Source organism: Streptomyces sp. AgN23, assembly GCF_001598115.1.
Taxonomy (GTDB): Bacteria; Actinomycetota; Actinomycetes; order Streptomycetales; family Streptomycetaceae; genus Streptomyces; species Streptomyces antimycoticus.
Genome location: NZ_CP007153.1, coordinates 5,469,657 through 5,488,076 on the forward strand (window position 1 = coordinate 5,469,657; position 18,420 = coordinate 5,488,076).

Sequence of the window (18,420 nt, forward strand, 5' to 3'; positions counted from 1 at the left end):
CGCCCCGGACCTAGAAGGGCGGCTCGTCCGAGTAGCCGCCGCCGGAGTTGCCGGAGCCGCCGCCCCAGCCACCACCGCCGCCGCCCTGGCCGCCTGCCGGTGCGCCGGTCGCCCACGGGTCGTCGGCCGGAGCGCCGCCGCCCTGCTGACCGCCGCCGGAGTTGCCGGGGCCGCCGCCCCAACCGCCTCCCCCGCCCTGGCCGCCGCCACCGCCGCCGCCGTAACCACCCTGGCCACCGCGACCGGTGGTCTTGGTGACCTTGGCTGTGGCGTTGCGCAGACTGGCGCCGACCTCATCGACATCCAGCTCATAGACCGTGCGCTTGATCCCCTCACGATCCTCGTAGGACCGCTGCTTCAGGCGACCCTGCACGATGACGCGCATGCCGCGCTGAAGGGACTCGGCCACGTTCTCCGCGGCCTGCCGCCACACCGAGCACGTGAGGAAGAGGCTCTCGCCGTCCTTCCACTCGTTGGTCTGCCGGTCGAAGGTACGGGGAGTGGACGCGACGCGGAACTTCGCGACCGCCGCACCGGACGGGGTGAAACGCAGCTCGGGGTCGTCGACGAGATTGCCGACGACCGTGATGACGGTCTCGCCTGCCATTGGGGGAACCTCTCGGCGGGTACTGCTGGGCTGCTTGCTACTCGTTGCGATACGGCCCCGATGACCGCTGAACGCTTACGCGTCAGTGGGTCTCGGGACGGAGGACCTTGGTCCGGAGGACCGACTCGTTCAGGTTCATCTGGCGGTCGAGCTCCTTGACGACCGCGGGCTCTGCCTGCAGGTCGATGACCGAGTAGATACCCTCGGGCTTCTTCTTGATCTCGTACGAGAGACGACGACGGCCCCAGGTGTCGACCTTCTCGACCTTGCCTTCGCCCTCACGGACGACGGAAAGGAAGTTCTCGATCAGCGGGGAGACAGCGCGCTCCTCGAGATCGGGGTCGAGGATGACCATCACCTCGTAGTGACGCATGTGGAACCCACCTCCTTTGGACTCAGCGGCCACGGTCGTTCCGTGGCAGGAGGGTCGTGATGCGTATCCGTTGCGGCATCTGTGCAGACACCACCGCGGACGGTACACAGTACCCGGCTACGGCCTCCCGCTTGAAATCCGGGCGTCTTAGCCCGCAATCTGTACACATCGGGTGTGAGCGGCATTACAGTTCGCCGCTTTGCTCTATGTGCCTACCTGGAGGTGCCCCATGGCACAGGCAGCACGACCCCATCACGGCTTGCTCTCCTTCCTGGACACCGACGGCAAGCCGCATCCCGTTCAGAACGCCTTCGCCGTGACCACGCTGGTGATCGGGGCGATCGCCTTCGTCACGGCTCATTTCACCCAGCTCCACCTGGTCAGCTCATGGACCGGGCTGGTGGGGATGATCACTGGCGCCTGGGGCCAGCTGATCTCCGCGACCACCGGTGAGCGGTTCGTGCTGATCATCGGACTCGGTGCCGCGGCGGTCGGCTTCTACCTCGGCATGGCACACGGAGGGCTCTTCGGCGGCGTGCTGGGCTGAGCCCGGCCGGAGCCTGGTTGCCCCAGGCCCGAACGGGGCGCGTCCCGGTCGCAGTAGGCTTCGGCGCGAGAGCCGGAGCCCCGACCCTGGGGACAAACCTGCCGAGGAGCGCCCCGCATGAGCCTGACCCTGAGGACGATCAGCCGAGAGCAGCATCTGGCGTATATCCAGAGCCTGCCCGCGGCCAGCCACATGCAGGTCCCGGCATGGGCTGACGTCAAGTCGGAATGGCGCTCGGAGAACCTCGGCTGGTTCGACGCCACGGGCCAGCTCGTCGGCGCCGGCCTCGTCCTCTACCGGCAGCTGCCCAAGATCAAGCGCTACCTCGCCTATCTCCCCGAGGGCCCGGTCATCAACTGGTACGCGCCCAACCTCGAGGACTGGCTGCGCCCGATGCTCGCGCATCTGAAGCAGCAGGGTGCGTTCTCCGTGAAGATGGGCCCGCCGGTCATCATCCGCCGCTGGGACGCCAACGCGATCAAGTCGGGCATCCAGAACCCCGACGTCAAGCGGCTGCGCGATGTCGAGGCCACCTTCATCGAGCCGCGCGCCTTCGAGGTCGCCGAGCGGCTGCGGCGCATGGGCTGGCAGCAGGGCGAGGACGGCGGGGCCGGCTTCGGTGACGTCCAGCCGCGATACGTCTTCCAGGTGCCGCTGGAGAACCGCTCCCTGGAGGACGTCCACAAGAGCTTCAACCAGCTGTGGCGCCGCAACATCAAGAAGGCCGAGAAGGCCGGCGTCGAGGTCGTCCAGGGCGGCTACGAGCATCTGCCCGAGTGGCAGCGGCTCTACGAGATCACCGCGGAGCGCGACCACTTCCGGCCGCGCCCGCTCAGCTACTTCCAGCGCATGTGGACGGCCCTCAACACCGAGGACCCCAACCGGATGCGGCTGTACTTCGCCATGCACGAGAACGAGGTCGTGGCCGCCGCCACGATGCTGATCGTCGGAGGCCATGTCTGGTACTCCTACGGCGCCTCCGCCAACCACAAGCGCGAGGTCCGGCCCTCGAACGCGATGCAGTGGCGGATGCTCCGCGACGCCTACGCGCTGGGCGCGAGCGTCTACGACCTGCGCGGCATCAGCGACTCCCTCGATGAGACAGATCATCTCTTCGGTCTGATCCAGTTCAAGGTGGGCACCGGTGGGCAGGCTGCCGAGTACCTCGGCGAGTGGGACTTCCCGCTCAACAAGCTCCTGCACAAGGCACTCGACATCTACATGTCGCGCCGCTGACCACGATTCGCTGTTTCCCATACTTCCAATACACCGCGGCAATGAGAAAGGTTCCGGGACCGGCCAATGGCGCTCACCCTCTACGTCGACACCGCGCGCTGGCGGGCGCACCAGCAGACGGTGGTCCAGCAGTTCCCAGGGATAGTCCCGGTCTGCAAAGGCAACGGCTACGGCTTCGGCCATGAGCGCCTGGCCGAGGAGGCAGCCCGCATGGGCAGCGACATCCTCGCGGTCGGGACCACCTACGAGGCCGCCCGGATGAAGGACTTCTTCAGCGGTGACCTGCTCGTGCTCACCCCCTTCCGCCGCGGTGAGGAGCCGGTACCGCTGCCGGACCGGGTGATCCGCTCGGTCTCCTCGGTCGACGGCGTCTACGGCCTGGTGAACGCGCGTGTGGTCATCGAGGTCATGAGCAGCATGAAGCGGCACGGCATCACCGAGCAGGACCTGCCCAAGCTGCACGCCGCGATAGAGAACGTCCGGCTGGAGGGGTTCGCCATCCACCTCCCGCTCGACCGCACCGACGGTCTGGACGCGGTCGAGGAGGTCATCGCCTGGATGGACCGGCTGCGGGCCGCACGCCTGCCGCTGCACACCATGTTCGTCAGCCATCTCAAGGCCGAGGAACTGGCCCGGCTGCAGCAGCAGTTCCCGCAGACCCGCTTCCGGGCGCGCATCGGCACCCGGCTGTGGCTGGGCGACCACGATTCGACGGAGTACCGGGGCTCGGTGCTCGACGTCACCCGGGTGGCGAAGGGCGACCGCTTCGGCTACCGCCAGCAGAAGTCCGCCTCGGACGGCCATCTGGTCGTCGTCGCGGGTGGCACCTCCCACGGCGTCGGCCTGGAGGCGCCCAAGGCGCTGCACGGGGTGATGCCCCGCGCCAAGGGGGTCGCCCGCGCCGGTCTGGCGACCGTCAACCGCAATCTCTCGCCGTTCGTATGGGCGGGCAAGCAGCGGTGGTTCGCCGAGCCGCCGCATATGCAGGTGTCCATCCTGTTCGTGCCCAGTGATGTCCAGGCACCCCAGGTGGGGGATGAGCTGGTGGCGCATCTGCGGCACACCACGACGCAGTTCGACCGGCTCTTCGACCGCTGATTGCGCGCCGCCGGGAGAGGTTCCCCTCCGGGGCTCACTCCCGGTGGACGCCCCAGTCCACCAGCGCCGCGCCGTCGTACCGGGAAGCGCGCCGCGCCCGTCCCAGCACGAACGCGTCCGGGGCCCGGTCCAGCACGCCGCCTCCGGGATCGTCCGCCCCCTCCTTGCGCACCGGGTCCCGCTCCGGCACCAGCGCGTCCCGGATGATCAGGGCGCACAGATAGAGCGTCCCCAGCAGATGCACGGCGATCGCCAACTGATAGCCCTCGGCGGGCAGCCCCCGGTGCTGGTCGCCGCTGCCCGTGTACGCGAGGTACATCCAGATCCCGAGGAAGTACATGACCTCGCACGCCTGCCAGACCAGGAAGTCCCGCCAGCGCGGTCGTGCCAGTGCCGCCAGTGGGATCAGCCACAGCACGTACTGCGGTGAGTAGACCTTGTTGGTGAGCACGAACGCCGCGACGATCAGGAAGGACAGCTGGGCCAGCCGCGGACGGCGCGGGGCGCACAGGGCGAGCGCCGCCACCCCGATGCAGGCCAGGACCATCAGCAGGGTCCCGTAGGTGTTGACGTCCTCCAGGGGGTTCCCGGTGCGCTGCGAGATGATCAGCCACAGTGAGCCGAAGTCGACGGGGCGCTCCTGGCTGAAGGTGTAGAACGTCTTCCAGCCCTCGCGGATGTGCAGGCCACCGCCCTGCGTGGTGATCATCACGGGGAGGTTCACCACGAGCCAGGCGGCCACGGCTCCGCCCGTCGCCGTCCAGAAGGCCCTCATCCGTCCCGCCCGCAGGCAGAGCACCAGCACCGCGCCGAGCAGCAGCCCGGGGTAGAGCTTCGCGGCCGTCGCGAGCCCCAGCAGCACACCGGCGGCCAACGGGCGGCTGCGGGACCACATCAGCAGGGCGGCGGCCGTAAGGGCGACGGCGAGCAGGTCCCAGTTGATGGTGGCCGTGAGCGCGAAGGCGGGGGCCAGAGCGACCAGCAGCGCGTCCCAGGGACGGCGGCGGTGCGTACGGGCCGCACAGACCGCGATGACCGCGGTGCAGACCATCAGCATGCCGGCGTTGACCAGCCAGTAGATCTGCTCACGGTCCTGGATGGAGCCGCTGTGCGGGGTCAGCCAGGAGGCGACCTCCATGAAGAGGCCGGTGAGGACCGGGTACTCCAGGTACTGCATTCCGCCCGAGACGCTGTCCGGTATGCGGTCGAAGTACGGGACGAGGTCGATGGCGAAGCCGCGGCCGTTGTAGAGGTGCGGTATGTCGGAGTAGCAGGCGTGGCTGTACTGGGCGGTGGCGCCGTAGAACCAGCCGCCGTCGTAGCACGGCAGCTTCTGCACCATGCCCAGGGCGAACATGCCGATGGCGGCGATCGCCACGATCCGCACCGGGGTCCACCAGCTCGTGCCGAGCAGAGCCCGGCGCCCGGCCGGCCCACCGATCAGCTCGCTGCCGGCCGCGGCCAGCGGGTCCTCGGCGGTCGGCCTGACGGGCTCGGCCTGTGGGTCCTCGCGCACGCTCATGGCCCCATCCTGCCGTACGAGGCTGGCGGCAGGAGTCAGGACCGCCCCAGCGGCCGCTGAGCGCGCCGCGGACGCCCGGCAGGCCCTCTGGGCGGGAACAAGGCTGCGAGGGGCGCAGAGGGCCGCCCAGGGCCCGGAACGGCGCCGGCCGCGCCGGAGCGGGGTTCGCTCCGGCGCGGCCGGCGAGTGGTGCACGGGTCGTACGGGGCTCCGGGCTAGTCCTCCCGTCGGGCCCCGGTCGGGCCGCCGAATATGCCTCCGGACCCGCCCGGCGGATCCGAGGTCGGCGATGTGCTCGGACCGCCCGGACCACCGTTCTGGCCGCCGTTCTGGTTGCCGCCGTTCTGGTTCCCACCGTTGTCGTTGCAGTTGAAGTCCAGCGGGTCACAGGTGTCCGTCGGCGTCGGGCTGCCGGACGGCGACTCCGAGGGCGACTCCGACGCGGATTCCGAAGGAGTCTCCGACGGGGACTCGGAAGGCTTCTCCGTCGTCTGGGTCGGGCTCGGGCTCGCGTCCTCGCCGAAGACCTTCTCGCCGATCGGAGTGGCCGCGGGGAAGTCCTTGACCGGTTTGCCCTGCAGGGCACCGCGCATGTAGTCGGCCCAGATCTCGGCCGGGAACGACGCACCGTGGATCGTCTTCTGACCGCCCACACCGCGCATGGACAGGAACTTCTGGCTCTTGGCCTGGTCGTTCACCCGCCACATGCCGATCGCGGTGGACAGCTGCGGGGTGTAGCCGGAGAACCAGGCCGACTTGTTCTCGTCGGTGGTTCCGGTCTTGCCCGCCACCGGCCGGCCGATCTTCGCCGAGGTGCCGGTGCCGTGCTCGACGACGTTCTCCAGGACGTCGGTGACGTTGTTCGCCACGTTCGAGTCGAACGCCCGCTTGAGCTGGGCGTCCTGCTTGTGGTCGTAGACGGGGCCGTTCTTGTCCTCGACCCGCTCCACCGAATACGGGTCGGCCTGCTCGCCGCTGGCCGCGAAGGTGGCGTACGCCCCGGCGAGCCGGATGGCGCTGGGCGCGGAGGTGCCGAGCGAGAACGTCGGGGTGATCGAGGCCAGTTGCTCCTTGCTGAGGCCCGCGGCCAGGGCCGCGTCCCGCACCTTGTCGGTGCCGACGTCCATGCCCAGCTGGATGAACGGGGTGTTCACCGAGTACTGCATCGCGGTGCGCAGGCTGATCGGGCCCTTGTCCTCGTCACCGTCGTTCCGCTGGTGCCACTCCTTGCCGTCCTTGTCGTGCCAGACGGTTCCGTCGTAGTCCCGCAGGGTCACCTTGTTGTCGCCGTTGTAGACACTGCTCGGCGAGACCAGGGTGCGCTCGGAATCGGGTTGCTCCCGTGTGCCCTTCGGGTCGCGGACGCCATTGGTCATCGCGGCGGCCATCACGAAGGGCTTGAAGGTCGAGCCCACCTGGACACCGGTGTAGTCGGCGTTGTTGCGGTAGTGCTCCAGCGCGTTCTTGCCGCCGTAGATGGCCAGGATCTTGCCCGTCTTGGGCTCCACCGAGGCGCCGCCGAACTGGACGTACTTGTCCGGCTCGCGCAGTTTCGGCTTGATGTTCTCCTTGGAGACCTTCTCGACCGCCCGGGTCAGCTCACTGATCTTTTTCCGGTCGAAGGTGGTGTGAATCTGATAGCCACCCTTGTCCAGCTTCGACTTGCTGATGCCGGTGTTGGCGATGATGTAGTTGTCGGCGAGGTCGGTGAGGTAGCCGATCTGGCCCTGCTTGTTCGTGGCCACCTTCGGGTCCTGCGGCATCGGGAAACCTTTGCCGATCCACTCCTGGGCCTCGGTCTTGCTCAGCCTGTGCACGGCGACCTCACGCCGCAGGATCCACTCCCAGCGCTGCTTGGCCCGCTTGGTGTTGGCCTCCTTGGTGGCCGCGGCGCCGTAGCCGCCGTTCGGGTCGTAGAGGTTGGGGCCGTTCAGCGTCGCGGCCAGGAAGGCGCTCTGGCTGGGCGTCAGGGCCGAGCAGTCCCGGTCGTAGTACGCGCGGGCCGCCGCCTGGCAGCCGTAGGCACCACGTCCGTAGTAGGCGGTGTTCAGGTAGCTCCCGAGGATGTAGTCCTTGTTCTTGGTCGCGCCCACCTTTATGGAGATGAACAGCTCCTTGACCTTGCGCGTGAGCGTCTGCGACTGGTCCAGGTAGGTGTTCTTCACGAACTGCTGGGTGATGGTCGACCCACTCTGGGTCGCGCCGCCCCGCGCCATGTTGACGACCGCGCGGGCGATACCCATCGGGTCGACGCCGTTGTCCTCGTAGAAGCTGGCGTTCTCTGCGGAGATCACCGCGTTCTGCATCGACTTGGGGATCTTGCTGAGGGGGACGATCTGACGGTTGAGGTCACCACCGCCGGAGACCACCATCTGCTTGCCGTCCGCCCAGTAGTAGACGTTCTTCTGGGTCTGGGACGCGGCCTGGGCGGTTGGCACCTGCACCAGCCACAGCCCTATGCCGACGGCACCGAGCAGCACCGCGAAGAAGAAGATGAAGGTTCCCGTCACCAGCTTCCAGGACGGAACCCAGCGCCGGAAACCCGACCTTCCCCCACGCGGATAGTCAATAAAGCGCTTCTTGCCGGGGTGCCCATCGCCCCCCGAGCCATGTCCGCGGCCGCCGCCGGCTCCCCGCCGGCCGCCACCGCGACCGCCTTGGCCCGCGCCGCCCGCACCCGGATCGGCTCCTCGTCTACGGCCGCCGCCGCGCTGTGCGGCGCGGCGGGCCGCCGCGCGGCCACCGTAAGGACGCTCTTCCCCCTGGGGGGTGGCGTCCGACCCGGCTGCGGCGTTGTGCGTCGGTGCTGCGCGGCGGCCGGACGACTGCTGTCCGGCTCGCCGGGCCGCTGCTCGTCCGCCGCCTTGGGGCTGCGGCGACTTGCGACGGTGCTCGCTCATGGAACGACTTCTCCTCGGGCAGGCGCTATCGCCTGAAAGCGGCAGATGGCTTCCGGTCCCCCCAATGTGCGGTCCGGTCGCACCAGGCAACCGGACGCACTGCATCCGGGACGAGGACGCTTCGGGGCGTCACTTGGTTCCCATAGGTCTGCATGGCGAACAGAGTACGCACGGTCAAAACCCGCCCAGCCGCCACCTTCGCTCCATAACCGTCAGATTGAATGCCACGAATTGATGATGTGACGGCGTTCACCGTGGGCCCTCTTGTTCCGCCGGGGGCACGGTTCTATCGTCTTGATGTATCGAGTCGATACATCAGCTCGACATAGCTGGCTCGGAGGAGAGGGGAGGCGGGGAATGAGCAGACGCTCCGGCGTCCTGGAGTTCGCCGTCCTCGGCCTGCTGCGCGAGTCCCCGATGCACGGATACGAGCTGCGCAAGCGGCTCAACACGTCACTCGGGGTGTTCCGGGCGTTCAGCTACGGCAGCCTCTATCCCTGCCTCAAGACGCTGGTCACCAACGGCTGGTTGATCGAGGAATCCGGCAGCACCTCCCAGGACGCCCTCGCGGCGCCCCTCTCCGGCCGCCGGGCCAAGATCGTCTACCGGCTCACGGCGGCGGGGAAGGAGCGGTTCGAGGAGCTGCTCACCCACACCGGGCCGGACGCCTGGGAGGACGAGCACTTCGGCGTCCGTTTCGCCTTCTTCGGCCAGACGTCACGAGACGTTCGGATGCGGGTGCTCGAAGGGCGGCGCAGCCGCCTGGAAGAGCGCCTGGACAAGATGCGCGCCGCCCTGGCCCGCACCCGCGAGCGGCTGGACGACTACACCCTCGAGCTGCAGCGGCACGGGATGGAGTCGGTGGAGCGCGAGGTCCGCTGGCTGAACGAGCTGATCGAGAGCGAGCGGGCCGGGCGCGACCAGCGCGACGGCACCGCCGGGCAGGACCGGGCGATCGAGCGGGATGAGGACCGGCCGCCATACCAGGAGCAGGACCAGTCAGGAGATGCGGACGGCCTGCCCCGGCACCGGGGTGGATCCCGGCCGGATCCGTCCGAATGACACCGCCAAGTGAGGCCCGGCAGCCGCGGGGCTTCATCCAGTACACACAGGGAGCAACCGGAATGGGTTCGGTTCGTGTAGCCATCGTCGGCGTGGGCAACTGCGCCGCCTCGCTGGTACAGGGCGTCGAGTACTACAAGGACGCCGACCCGGACACCCGCGTGCCGGGTCTGATGCACGTGCAGTTCGGCGACTACCACGTGAACGACGTGGAGTTCGTGGCCGCCTTCGACGTGGACGCGAAGAAGGTCGGCCTGGACCTCGCGGACGCCATCGGCGCCAGCGAGAACAACACCATCAAGATCTGCGACGTGCCGACGGCCGGTGTCACGGTCCAGCGCGGCCACACGCTCGACGGACTCGGCAAGTACTACCGCCAGACCATCGACGAGTCCGACGAGACCCCGGTCGACGTCGTCCAGGTCCTCAAGGACAAGCAGGTCGACGTTCTGGTCTGCTACCTCCCGGTCGGCTCCGAGGACGCCGCCAAGTACTACGCCCAGTGCGCCATCGACGCCAAGGTCGCCTTCGTCAACGCCCTTCCGGTCTTCATCGCCGGCACCAAGGAGTGGGCGGACAAGTTCACCGAGGCCGGGGTGCCGATCGTCGGTGACGACATCAAGTCGCAGGTCGGCGCGACCATCACGCACCGCGTGATGGCCAAGCTGTTCGAGGACCGGGGCGTCATCCTGGACCGCACCATGCAGCTGAACGTCGGCGGCAACATGGACTTCAAGAACATGCTCGAGCGCGAGCGCCTGGAGTCCAAGAAGATCTCCAAGACCCAGGCCGTCACCTCGCAGATCCCCGACCGCGATCTGGGTGCCGACAACGTCCACATCGGCCCCTCGGACTTCGTGGCCTGGCTGGACGACCGCAAGTGGGCGTATGTCCGCCTGGAGGGTCGCGCGTTCGGCGATGTCCCGCTGAACCTGGAGTACAAGCTCGAGGTGTGGGACTCCCCGAACTCCGCGGGTGTCATCATCGACGCGCTGCGCGCCGCGAAGATCGCCAAGGACCGCGGCATCGGCGGCCCGATCCTCTCCGCCTCCTCGTACTTCATGAAGTCGCCGCCGGTGCAGTACTTCGACAACGAGGCGCAGGAGAACGTGGAGAAGTTCATCAAGGGCGAGGTCGAGCGCTGACGCGCCATGCGCTGATTCCCGCCGCGTGATCACGGGCCTTCGGGTAATACACCCGGAGGCCCGTGTGGTGTGTGAGGCTGGCGTCATGCCTGTTGTGCGTGATCTCCGCGTACTGCTGCAACTGCGTGACTTCCGGCGCCTTCTGGCCATCCGCCTGCTGTCCCAGGCGGCCGACGGCGTCTACCAGGTCGCACTCGCCACCTATGTGGTCTTCTCCCCGGAGAAGCAGACCTCTCCCGCGGCCATCGCCTCCGCCATGGCCGTTCTGCTGCTCCCCTACTCCCTGCTCGGCCCCTTCGCCGGGGTGCTGCTGGACCGCTGGCGCCGGCGGCAGGTGCTGCTCTACGGCAATCTGCTGCGCTCGGGACTGGCCACCGGAACCGCCGTACTGGTCCTCGGTCAGGTGCCGGAGTGGCTCTTCTACGTCTCGGCCCTGTCGGTGACGGCCGTCAACCGCTTTGTGCTGGCCGGTCTTTCGGCGGCCCTCCCGCGGGTCGTCGACAGCCAGGAACGTCTGGTCATGGCCAACTCGCTCTCGCCCACCGCCGGAACGCTCGCCGCCACGGCCGGAGGCAGCCTCGCCTTCATCGTCCGGCTGTCGGGCCCGGGAGGCACCTCGTCGGATGCGCTGGTCGTCCTGGTGGGCGCCGCGCTCTATCTCATCGCCGGGCTCACCGCCCTGTCGATGGCACCGGGCCTACTGGGGCCAGATCCCGCGGCCCTTCAGCCCCGTCTCCCCGCGGCCCTGATGAGCACCGCGCGGGGCCTGGTCGCGGGGGTCCGCCATCTGCTGGAGCGCAGGGACCCCACCGTGGCGCTGGCCGCGATGACGCTGATGCGCTTCTGCTACGGCGCGCTCACGGTGACGGTGCTGATGCTCTGCCGCTACGCATGGGCCGATACCGAGTCCGAGGGACTCGCGCTTCTGGGTCTGGCCGTCGGCGTCTCGGGCGCGGGCTTCTTCGCGGCGGCGGTGATCACGCCATGGGCGGTGGCCCGGCTCAGGAGGCCTGCGTCCTCCCGTCCGGACGGCCGACTCTCCTGGGTGATGGTGTGCGCGGGAAGCGCGGCCCTTCTGGAGCCGGGGCTCGGGCTGCCCTTCGAGCCCGCCCCCATGCTGATCGCCGCGTTCGTCCTCGGGCTCGTCACCCAGGGCGCGAAGATCGCCACCGACACCGTGGTGCAGTCCACCATCGCCGATGACTTCCGCGGCCGGATCTTCTCCCTCTATGACGTGCTGTTCAACGTCGCCTTCGTGGGAGCCGCGGCGGTCGCCGCGGTGATACTGCCACCGGACGGCAGATCGGCCCCGCTGCTGACCTGTGTGGCACTGCTCTACGCGGCCACCGCGCTGCTGGTCAGGTTTCACGTGAAACATGACCGGGACCGCGCCCAGCGGGTCGATGTTTCACGTGAAACCGGAGGGGCTCAGCCCTCCGACTGAGCGTCCCACCACTCCTGGAGCGTGGTGATCGCGGTGTCCCGCTCCATCGGGCCGTGCTCCAGCCGCATCTCCAGCAGATGCTTGTATGCCTTGCCGACCTGCGGCCCCGGGGGAATGCCGAGGATCTTCATGATCTCGTTGCCGTCCAGATCCGGGCGGATCGAGTCCAGCTCCTCCTGCTCCTGCAGCCGGGCGATGCGCTCCTCGAGGCCGTCGTATGCCCGCGAGAGCGCCATCGCCTTCCTCTTGTTACGGGTGGTGCAGTCCGAGCGGGTCAGCTTGTGCAGCCGGTCCAGCAGCGGCCCGGCGTCACGGACATAGCGGCGGACGGCGGAGTCGGTCCATTCGCCGGTGCCATAGCCGTGGAAGCGCAGATGCAGCTCGACAAGGTGTGAGACGTCCTTGATCAGCTCATTGGAGTACTTGAGCTTCGTCATCCGGAATTTGGTCATCTTGGCTCCCACCACCTCGTGGTGATGGAAGGAGACCCGACCGTCCTTCTCGAAGCGGCGCGTCTTGGGCTTACCGATGTCATGCAGCAGCGCGGCCAGCCGCAGCACCAGGTCGGGCCCCTCGGTCTCCAGGTCGATGGCCTGGTCCAGCACCGTCAGCGAATGCTCGTACACATCCTTGTGGCGGTGGTGCTCATCACGCTCCAGGCGCAGCGCCGGGAGCTCCGGCAGGACGCGGTCGGCGAGCCCGGTCTCCACCAGCAGCCGCAGCCCCTTACGGGGGTGGTCGGCCAGGATGAGCTTGTTGAGCTCATCACGTACCCGCTCGGCCGAGACGATGTCGATACGGTCGGCCATCGAGGTCATCGCGGCGACCACCTCGGGAGCCACCTCGAAGTCCAGCTGCGCGGCGAAGCGCGCGGCACGCATCATCCGCAGCGGATCGTCGGAGAAGGACTCCTCGGGCGTCCCGGGGGTGCGCAGCACCCGGGCGGCGAGATCCTCCAGACCGTGGTGCGGGTCGATGAACTCCTTCTGCGGAAGCGCCACCGCCATCGCGTTGACCGTGAAGTCCCGACGGACCAGGTCCTCCTCGATGGAGTCGCCGTACGACACCTCGGGCTTCCGGGATGTCCGGTCATAGGCTTCTGACCGATAAGTCGTGATTTCAATCTGGAAGCTCTGGTCCGACCCGCTTCCTGCGGCCATGTCCTTACGGCAGCCGACGGTGCCGAAGGCGATGCCGACATCCCACACCGCGTCCGCCCACGGCCGTACGATCTTCAGTACCTCGTCCGGCCGAGCGTCCGTCGTGAAGTCCAGATCGTTACCGAGCCGGCCGAGCAGCGCGTCCCGTACCGAGCCGCCGACCAGGGCCAGGCGGAAACCGGCCTGCTGGAAGCGACGGGCAAGATCGTCGGCGACGGGAGAGACCCGCAGGAGCTCGCCCACGGCGCGGCGCTGCACCTGGCTGAGCTCATTGGTCGGCTGCGGGGGTCGGCTGTCATTGTTGGCGTTCGGCACAACAGAACAGGGTACGTGGCCGTGCGCCCCGCGGACTCCACACCCAATGCGGACCACCACTGCGTAACGATCTTGTGGAGCCATCCACAGCACTTCGCCACAGCGGGCATCGTTACCATTTCGTGGACGCACAATGCGACGACCACTGACGACCTACTGACGACAAGGGACGGGCGAGCGCGTGGCCGATGCGGCAGACCTCCGGGGGACAACTTCCGCTCGCGCCCGGCGATGGTTGCGGCGCACAGCGGCCCTGCTCGCCGCGGCGCCGATGCTCGCGGGCCTGACGCAGATTCCGGCGGCACCCGCCGCCCATGCGGAGAGCAAGGCCACCGGCTCACGCTCGGTGGACGTCTCCATCACCTCGCTGACCCCCACCGCGCCGAAGAAGAGCGACACCCTCACCGTCAGCGGCACCGTCACCAACGACACCAAGACCACGGTCTCTGGAGCCCGGGTGGGCCTCCGCGTCGGTCCGACCATGAACGGCCGCAGCGCGATCGACACCGCCGCCCACCGCACCGGCTATACGGAGGGCCTCGACGGCACCGCGGTGGACGACAAATACGCCAAGAAGATCGGCAAGCTGTCGGCCGGCGCCAGCCGTGACTTCTCCCTCTCCATACCGGTGGACCAGTTGCACCTGGGGGAGGACGGCGTCTATCAGCTCGGCGTCTCACTCACCGGTGGCACCTCCAGTCAGCCCTGGCCGCAGGTGCTGGGCATCGAGCGGACCTTCCTGCCCTGGCAGTCGGGCACGGCCAGGAAAAAGTCCCAGCTCACCTATCTGTGGCCGCTGATCTCCGCCACCCATGTGACCGCGCGCACGGACAACGACGAGGACCGCACCCCGATCTTCCGGGACGACCGCCTCGCCGAGGAACTGGCCCCCGGCGGCCGGCTGCAGCAGATGGTCGCCCTGGGGAAGAACCTCCCCATCACCTGGGTGATCGACCCCGACCTGCTCGCCACGGTCGACGCGATGACCAAGAAGTACGAGGTCCAGAACCCCTCGGGCAAGGGCACCACGGCGGGCCGCGGCCAGACCGTCGCCAAGCAGTGGCTCGACGCCCTGCAGAAGGCCGTGAACGGCAAGCAGATGGTCGCGCTGCCGTTCGCCGACCCTGACCTCGCCTCGCTCGCCCACCGCGGTAAGAACGTCACCGGCACCCTCAGCCACCTCCAGGGCGCCACCGAGCTCGCCTCGACCACCGTGGAGACCATCCTCGGGGTGCGGCCGCGCACGGACTTCGCCTGGCCCGTGGACGGCGCGATCGACTCCTCGATCGTGGACGTCGCCACCTCCGGGGGCGCGCACAACGTCATCGCCCGCAGCGACAGCCTGCGCGAGACCGGCGGACTCTCCTACACCCCCACCGCGGCCCGCCAGATCGGCGGCGGCAATACGGCGGTGGTCGCCGACGCACGGCTGTCGACGGCCTTCACCGGCGACATGTCCAAGGCGGAGAACTCCACCCTCGCCATCCAGACGTTCCTGGCCCAGAGCCAGATGATCAACCTGCAGGCGCCGGACAAGCAGCGCAGCATCGTGGTCGCCCCCCAGCGGACGCCCACCACCAGCCAGGCGCAGGCGATGGCGGCGGCCCTGGAGGGCCTCTCCGGGCAGTGGACGCAGCCGCTGAGCCTGGGACAGGCCGCGAAGGCGAAGCCCGACCCGAGCGCCACCCAGCGGGTGCCGAGCTCCCGCTCGTACCCCCGGTCGCTGCGCGCGCGGGAACTGCCCACCGAGGCGTTCGACAGGATCCAGGAGACCCAGAAGACCCTGGACAATTTCGAGCCGATTCTCACCGCGAAGTACCGGGTGGTCACTCCCTTCGGGAACGCGATCAGGCGCGAGATGTCGACCTCATGGCGCAGCGAGGCGCACAACGCGGCCGGCTTCCGGCACGACGTGCAGACCTATCTGTCCGGGCTCACCAAGAAGGTGCGCCTGGTCCCCAAGACGGACATGACCCTCTCCGGGCGGAGCGCGACCGTCCCGGTGACCCTGCAGAACAACCTGGTGCAGGGTGTCGAGTTGCGGCTCGTCCTCCGCTCCCAGCAGGGCAACCGGCTGGCGATCAGCGACCCTCAGCTGGTCCATGTGGAGGGCGGCCACAGCCAGTCCGTGAAGTTCGGGACCACGGCCAACGCGAACGGCCCGGTGTGGGTCTCGGCCCAGCTCTACACCCCGGACGGACAGCCTTACGGCCACGAGATGCTGTTCGAGGTGAATGTCACCGAAATCACGTCGACCGTGATTCTCGTGATCGCCGGCGGTGTGCTGCTGCTGGTCCTCGCCGGTGTCCGGATCTACGTCCAGCGCAAGCGCGCGGCCGCCAGGAGCGGTGAGGACGGCGGAGACGGGGAAGACGCCGAGATGGCGCACGGGCAGGATGATGAGGACGACAGCGAGGCGCCGGAGGCCGACCGGCGTGACCCCGCTCACGCCCTCGTGCCCGAGCAGCCGAGTGACCCGGCGGCGGACACCGGATCGCAAAGCGCTGGCCCGTCCGGCTCGGGTGAGAAAGTGGAGCGTTGAGCAAAGCACGGGGCCGGTCGGCCGCAGTGGACGATGAGGTGGGGTAGCGATGAACGCGCCGTATGACGGTGATGGCCGAGTGCCACCACCGCCGCAGCCTTCGCCTCACGGCTCCCACGATCCTTACGGACCGGAACCGCACCAGCGCGATCCGTATCTGGGCGACGCCCACCAGGCTCCCCAGGCCGATCCGCGCCAGTCATACGGCCAGCAGTACTACGCACCGGATCCGTATCTGGACGATACGTACGCGACGGGCAGCTTCACGCCCTACCCGTATCCGACACAGGATCGCTACGCCCACGACCCGCTGACGGATCCGCTGTACGACCGGCACGCCCCCCACACACCGCAGCAGGGGGGCTACCAGCAGCAGCACTACCAGCAGCCCCCCACGCCGCAAGGCCCCGACCCGCGCGCATGGCACTCCGACGCCGCCCCCGGCCACCAGGGCGCGGCACAGCAGCCGTACACCGGCGGTCAGCCGGGCCCCGGCTATCCGGGGCCCGGCGACGGCTACGGCGCGCCACAGCAGCCTCAGCGGGACGCCTTCGCGCATCTCTACCGCGATCAGCAGCCCTACGACCCCCGGGCCGCCCAGGGCCAGGGCTACCAGCAGGGCCCGGAGAACTACCCGCACGGACAGGCGCCCGCACAGGGGCAGGCGCCGGTTCCCGGACCGTCGAGATCCGAGTCCGCCCATGCCGCGGCCGCCGCTCCCACGGTGGCCGCTCCCGTCGTGACCGCCCCCGCGACCGAGCCTGAGCCGAAGAAGCCCTCAGGGGGCCGGGCCGGGGGTCTGCTGCAGTCAAGCGCGCTGATGGCCGCGGGCACCCTGGTGTCCCGTCTGACCGGCTTCATCCGTCAGATGGTGATCGTCGCGGGCCTCGGCGCCGCCAGCCTCGGCCAGGCTTACCAGGTCGCCTACCAGCTGCCCGCGATGATCTACTTCCTCACCGTCGGCGGCGGCCTGAACTCCGTCTTCGTCCCCCAGCTCGTGCGCTCGATGAAGGAGGACGACGACGGCGGAGTCGCCTACGCCAACCGTCTGCTGACGTTGACGATGGTCGCGCTCGGCAGCCTCGTCGCGGTTTCGCTGTTCGCGGCTCCGGCACTGATCCGGATGCTCTCCGCGGACATCGCCAGCGATCCCCCCTCCAACGAGGTTGCGGTCACCTTCGCCCGCTACTGCCTGCCCACCATCTTCTTCATGGGCGTGCACGTCGTGGTCGGTCAGATCCTCAACGCCCGGGGCAAGTTCGGCGCGATGATGTGGACCCCGGTCCTCAACAACATCGTCGTCATCGCCACTTTCGGCCTCTTCATCTGGGTGTTCGGCACCTCCAGCAACTCCAACATGGGTGTCACGACCATCACGCCGGAAGGCATCCGGCTGCTGGGCATCGGCACACTCCTCGGCCTCACCGTCCAGGCCCTGGCGATGTTCCCCTATCTCCGGGCAGCCGGTTTCCGCTTCAGGCCACGCTTCGACTGGCGTGGCCACGGACTCGGCAAGGCGGCCAAACTGGCCAAGTGGACCGTGCTGTTCGTGCTCGCCAACCAGGCCGGCAACATCGTGGTCACCCAGCTCGCCACCTCGGCCGGTACAGAGGCCGACAACGGGGGCCACCCAGGAGCGAGCTACGTCGGCTACACGAGTGCTCAGCTCATCTGGAACATGCCGCAGGCCATCATCACCGTGTCGGTGATGGCAGCCCTGCTCCCCAGGCTCTCTCGGGCGGCCCACGACGGCGACCCTGGAGCGGTCCGCGACGACATCTCTCAGGGCCTGCGCACCTCCGCCGTCGCCATCGTCCCGCTCTCCTTCGGCTTCATCGCGCTCGGTATCCCCCTCTGCACCCTGCTTTTCGGGACGTCGGGCACCGAGACGGCCCAAGCCATGGGCTACATCCTCATGGCGTTCGGCCTCGGACTCATCCCCTTCTCCGTGCAGTACGTCGTCCTCCGCGGCTTCTACGCCTACGAGGACACCCGCACCCCCTTCTACAACACGGTGATCGTCGCCGCCGTCAACGCCGCCGGCTCCGCGCTCGCCTACGTCGTGCTCCCCGCCCGCTGGGCCGTCGCCGGTATGGCGGCCGCCTACGGCCTGGCCTACGCCACCGGCGTGGGCGTGGCCTGGAAGCGGCTGCGCAAGCGGCTGGGCGGCGATCTGGACGGCCCCCGCGTCATCCGCACCTACACCCGCCTCACGGGCGCCAGCATCCCCGCCGCCCTCCTGGGCGGTGGCTCGGCGTACACCATCATGCAGACCCTCGGAATGGGCATCGCCGGCTCTGTAGCGGGTCTGCTGGGCGGCGGTCTCGTTCTTATCGCGGTCTTCTACATTGCTGCCAAACGGATGCGCGTTGAGGAACTGACGGCCATGGTCGGTATGGTGCGCGGACGACTCGGACGCTGATCATTGAGCACAACCATCGTCCGCCACCGTGTGTCGTGCATAGCGGC

General features: G+C 68.6%; 13 protein-coding genes. 8 read left to right on the forward strand and 5 right to left on the reverse strand.

Annotated features, from left to right (window positions below):
* Nucleotides 1–10: 10 nt before the first annotated feature.
* Nucleotides 11–607, reverse strand: coding sequence for a single-stranded DNA-binding protein (locus AS97_RS23515; protein ID WP_059143727.1), 597 nt, complete (start codon nt 605–607; stop codon nt 11–13).
* An 82-nt stretch (nt 608–689) separates the two neighbouring features.
* Nucleotides 690–980, reverse strand: a complete 291-nt coding sequence (rpsF, locus tag AS97_RS23520; protein WP_059143728.1) for a 30S ribosomal protein S6 — start codon at nt 978–980, stop codon at nt 690–692.
* A gap of 229 nt (nt 981–1,209) precedes the next feature.
* Between rpsF and AS97_RS23525 the strand changes: the two genes are divergently transcribed.
* The 3 genes from AS97_RS23525 (at nt 1,210) to AS97_RS23535 (ending at nt 3,861) form a co-directional block, all read left to right on the forward strand.
* Nucleotides 1,210–1,527, forward strand: coding sequence for a hypothetical protein (locus AS97_RS23525; protein WP_059143729.1), 318 nt, complete (start codon nt 1,210–1,212; stop codon nt 1,525–1,527).
* 117 nt (nt 1,528–1,644) lie between these two features.
* Nucleotides 1,645–2,763 (forward strand): peptidoglycan bridge formation glycyltransferase FemA/FemB family protein, encoded by a 1,119-nt coding sequence (locus AS97_RS23530; protein WP_059143730.1) that lies wholly within the window; start codon nt 1,645–1,647, stop codon nt 2,761–2,763.
* A 66-nt stretch (nt 2,764–2,829) separates the two neighbouring features.
* A complete protein-coding gene (locus AS97_RS23535) occupies nt 2,830–3,861 on the forward strand; it encodes an alanine racemase (RefSeq protein WP_059143731.1) in 1,032 nt (343 codons plus the stop codon).
* Between the two features lie 34 nt (nt 3,862–3,895).
* Here the strand turns inward: AS97_RS23535 and AS97_RS23540 are convergent, their stop codons facing one another.
* Together AS97_RS23540 and AS97_RS23545 are read right to left on the reverse strand one after the other, a co-directional pair.
* The gene (locus tag AS97_RS23540) at nt 3,896–5,383 is read right to left on the reverse strand and encodes a glycosyltransferase 87 family protein (RefSeq protein WP_125757078.1); all 1,488 of its coding nucleotides are present in this window, start codon (nt 5,381–5,383) and stop codon (nt 3,896–3,898) included.
* A gap of 215 nt (nt 5,384–5,598) precedes the next feature.
* Complete coding sequence (locus AS97_RS23545) at nt 5,599–8,283, reverse strand: transglycosylase domain-containing protein (RefSeq protein ID WP_236669496.1); 2,685 nt, start codon at nt 8,281–8,283, stop codon at nt 5,599–5,601.
* Between the two features lie 357 nt (nt 8,284–8,640).
* On the opposite strand from AS97_RS23545, the gene AS97_RS23550 reads away from it, so the two are divergent.
* The 3 genes from AS97_RS23550 (at nt 8,641) to AS97_RS23560 (ending at nt 11,934) form a co-directional block, all read left to right on the forward strand.
* Nucleotides 8,641–9,345, forward strand: a complete 705-nt coding sequence (locus AS97_RS23550) for a PadR family transcriptional regulator (protein WP_059143733.1) — start codon at nt 8,641–8,643, stop codon at nt 9,343–9,345.
* Nucleotides 9,346–9,407: 62 nt separating this feature from the next.
* Nucleotides 9,408–10,490 (forward strand): inositol-3-phosphate synthase, encoded by a 1,083-nt coding sequence (locus AS97_RS23555; protein WP_059143734.1) that lies wholly within the window; start codon nt 9,408–9,410, stop codon nt 10,488–10,490.
* A gap of 85 nt (nt 10,491–10,575) precedes the next feature.
* Complete coding sequence (locus AS97_RS23560) at nt 10,576–11,934, forward strand: MFS transporter (protein ID WP_059143735.1); 1,359 nt, start codon at nt 10,576–10,578, stop codon at nt 11,932–11,934.
* Here the strand turns inward: AS97_RS23560 and AS97_RS23565 are convergent.
* The gene (locus tag AS97_RS23565) at nt 11,919–13,409 is read right to left on the reverse strand and encodes a CCA tRNA nucleotidyltransferase (RefSeq protein ID WP_059143736.1); all 1,491 of its coding nucleotides are present in this window, start codon (nt 13,407–13,409) and stop codon (nt 11,919–11,921) included. The two genes, AS97_RS23560 and AS97_RS23565, sit on opposite strands and share 16 nt — an antisense overlap.
* A 181-nt stretch (nt 13,410–13,590) precedes the next feature.
* Here AS97_RS23565 and AS97_RS23570 point away from each other — a divergent pair, with 181 nt between their 5' ends.
* The gene (locus AS97_RS23570; protein WP_079059320.1) at nt 13,591–15,951 is read left to right on the forward strand and encodes a DUF6049 family protein; all 2,361 of its coding nucleotides are present in this window, start codon (nt 13,591–13,593) and stop codon (nt 15,949–15,951) included.
* Nucleotides 15,952–16,000: 49 nt separating this feature from the next.
* Complete coding sequence (gene murJ / locus AS97_RS23575; RefSeq protein WP_059143737.1) at nt 16,001–18,373, forward strand: murein biosynthesis integral membrane protein MurJ; 2,373 nt, start codon at nt 16,001–16,003, stop codon at nt 18,371–18,373.
* The last annotated feature ends 47 nt before the right edge of the window (nt 18,374–18,420 follow it).

What these genes read in the sequence shown, in the direction of transcription:
- AS97_RS23515 (WP_059143727.1), bottom strand. Translation starts at nt 607, where the DNA reads ATGGCAGGCGAGACCGTCATCACGGTCGTCGGCAATCTCGTCGACGAC.
- murJ (WP_059143737.1), top strand. Translation starts at nt 16,001, where the DNA reads ATGAACGCGCCGTATGACGGTGATGGCCGAGTGCCACCACCGCCGCAG.
- rpsF (WP_059143728.1), bottom strand. Translation starts at nt 980, where the DNA reads ATGCGTCACTACGAGGTGATGGTCATCCTCGACCCCGATCTCGAGGAG.
- AS97_RS23530 (WP_059143730.1), top strand. Translation starts at nt 1,645, where the DNA reads ATGAGCCTGACCCTGAGGACGATCAGCCGAGAGCAGCATCTGGCGTAT.
- AS97_RS23550 (WP_059143733.1), top strand. Translation starts at nt 8,641, where the DNA reads ATGAGCAGACGCTCCGGCGTCCTGGAGTTCGCCGTCCTCGGCCTGCTG.
- AS97_RS23535 (WP_059143731.1), top strand. Translation starts at nt 2,830, where the DNA reads ATGGCGCTCACCCTCTACGTCGACACCGCGCGCTGGCGGGCGCACCAG.
- AS97_RS23525 (WP_059143729.1), top strand. Translation starts at nt 1,210, where the DNA reads ATGGCACAGGCAGCACGACCCCATCACGGCTTGCTCTCCTTCCTGGAC.
- AS97_RS23555 (WP_059143734.1), top strand. Translation starts at nt 9,408, where the DNA reads ATGGGTTCGGTTCGTGTAGCCATCGTCGGCGTGGGCAACTGCGCCGCC.
- AS97_RS23545 (WP_236669496.1), bottom strand. Translation starts at nt 8,283, where the DNA reads ATGAGCGAGCACCGTCGCAAGTCGCCGCAGCCCCAAGGCGGCGGACGA.
- AS97_RS23540 (WP_125757078.1), bottom strand. Translation starts at nt 5,383, where the DNA reads ATGAGCGTGCGCGAGGACCCACAGGCCGAGCCCGTCAGGCCGACCGCC.
- AS97_RS23560 (WP_059143735.1), top strand. Translation starts at nt 10,576, where the DNA reads ATGCCTGTTGTGCGTGATCTCCGCGTACTGCTGCAACTGCGTGACTTC.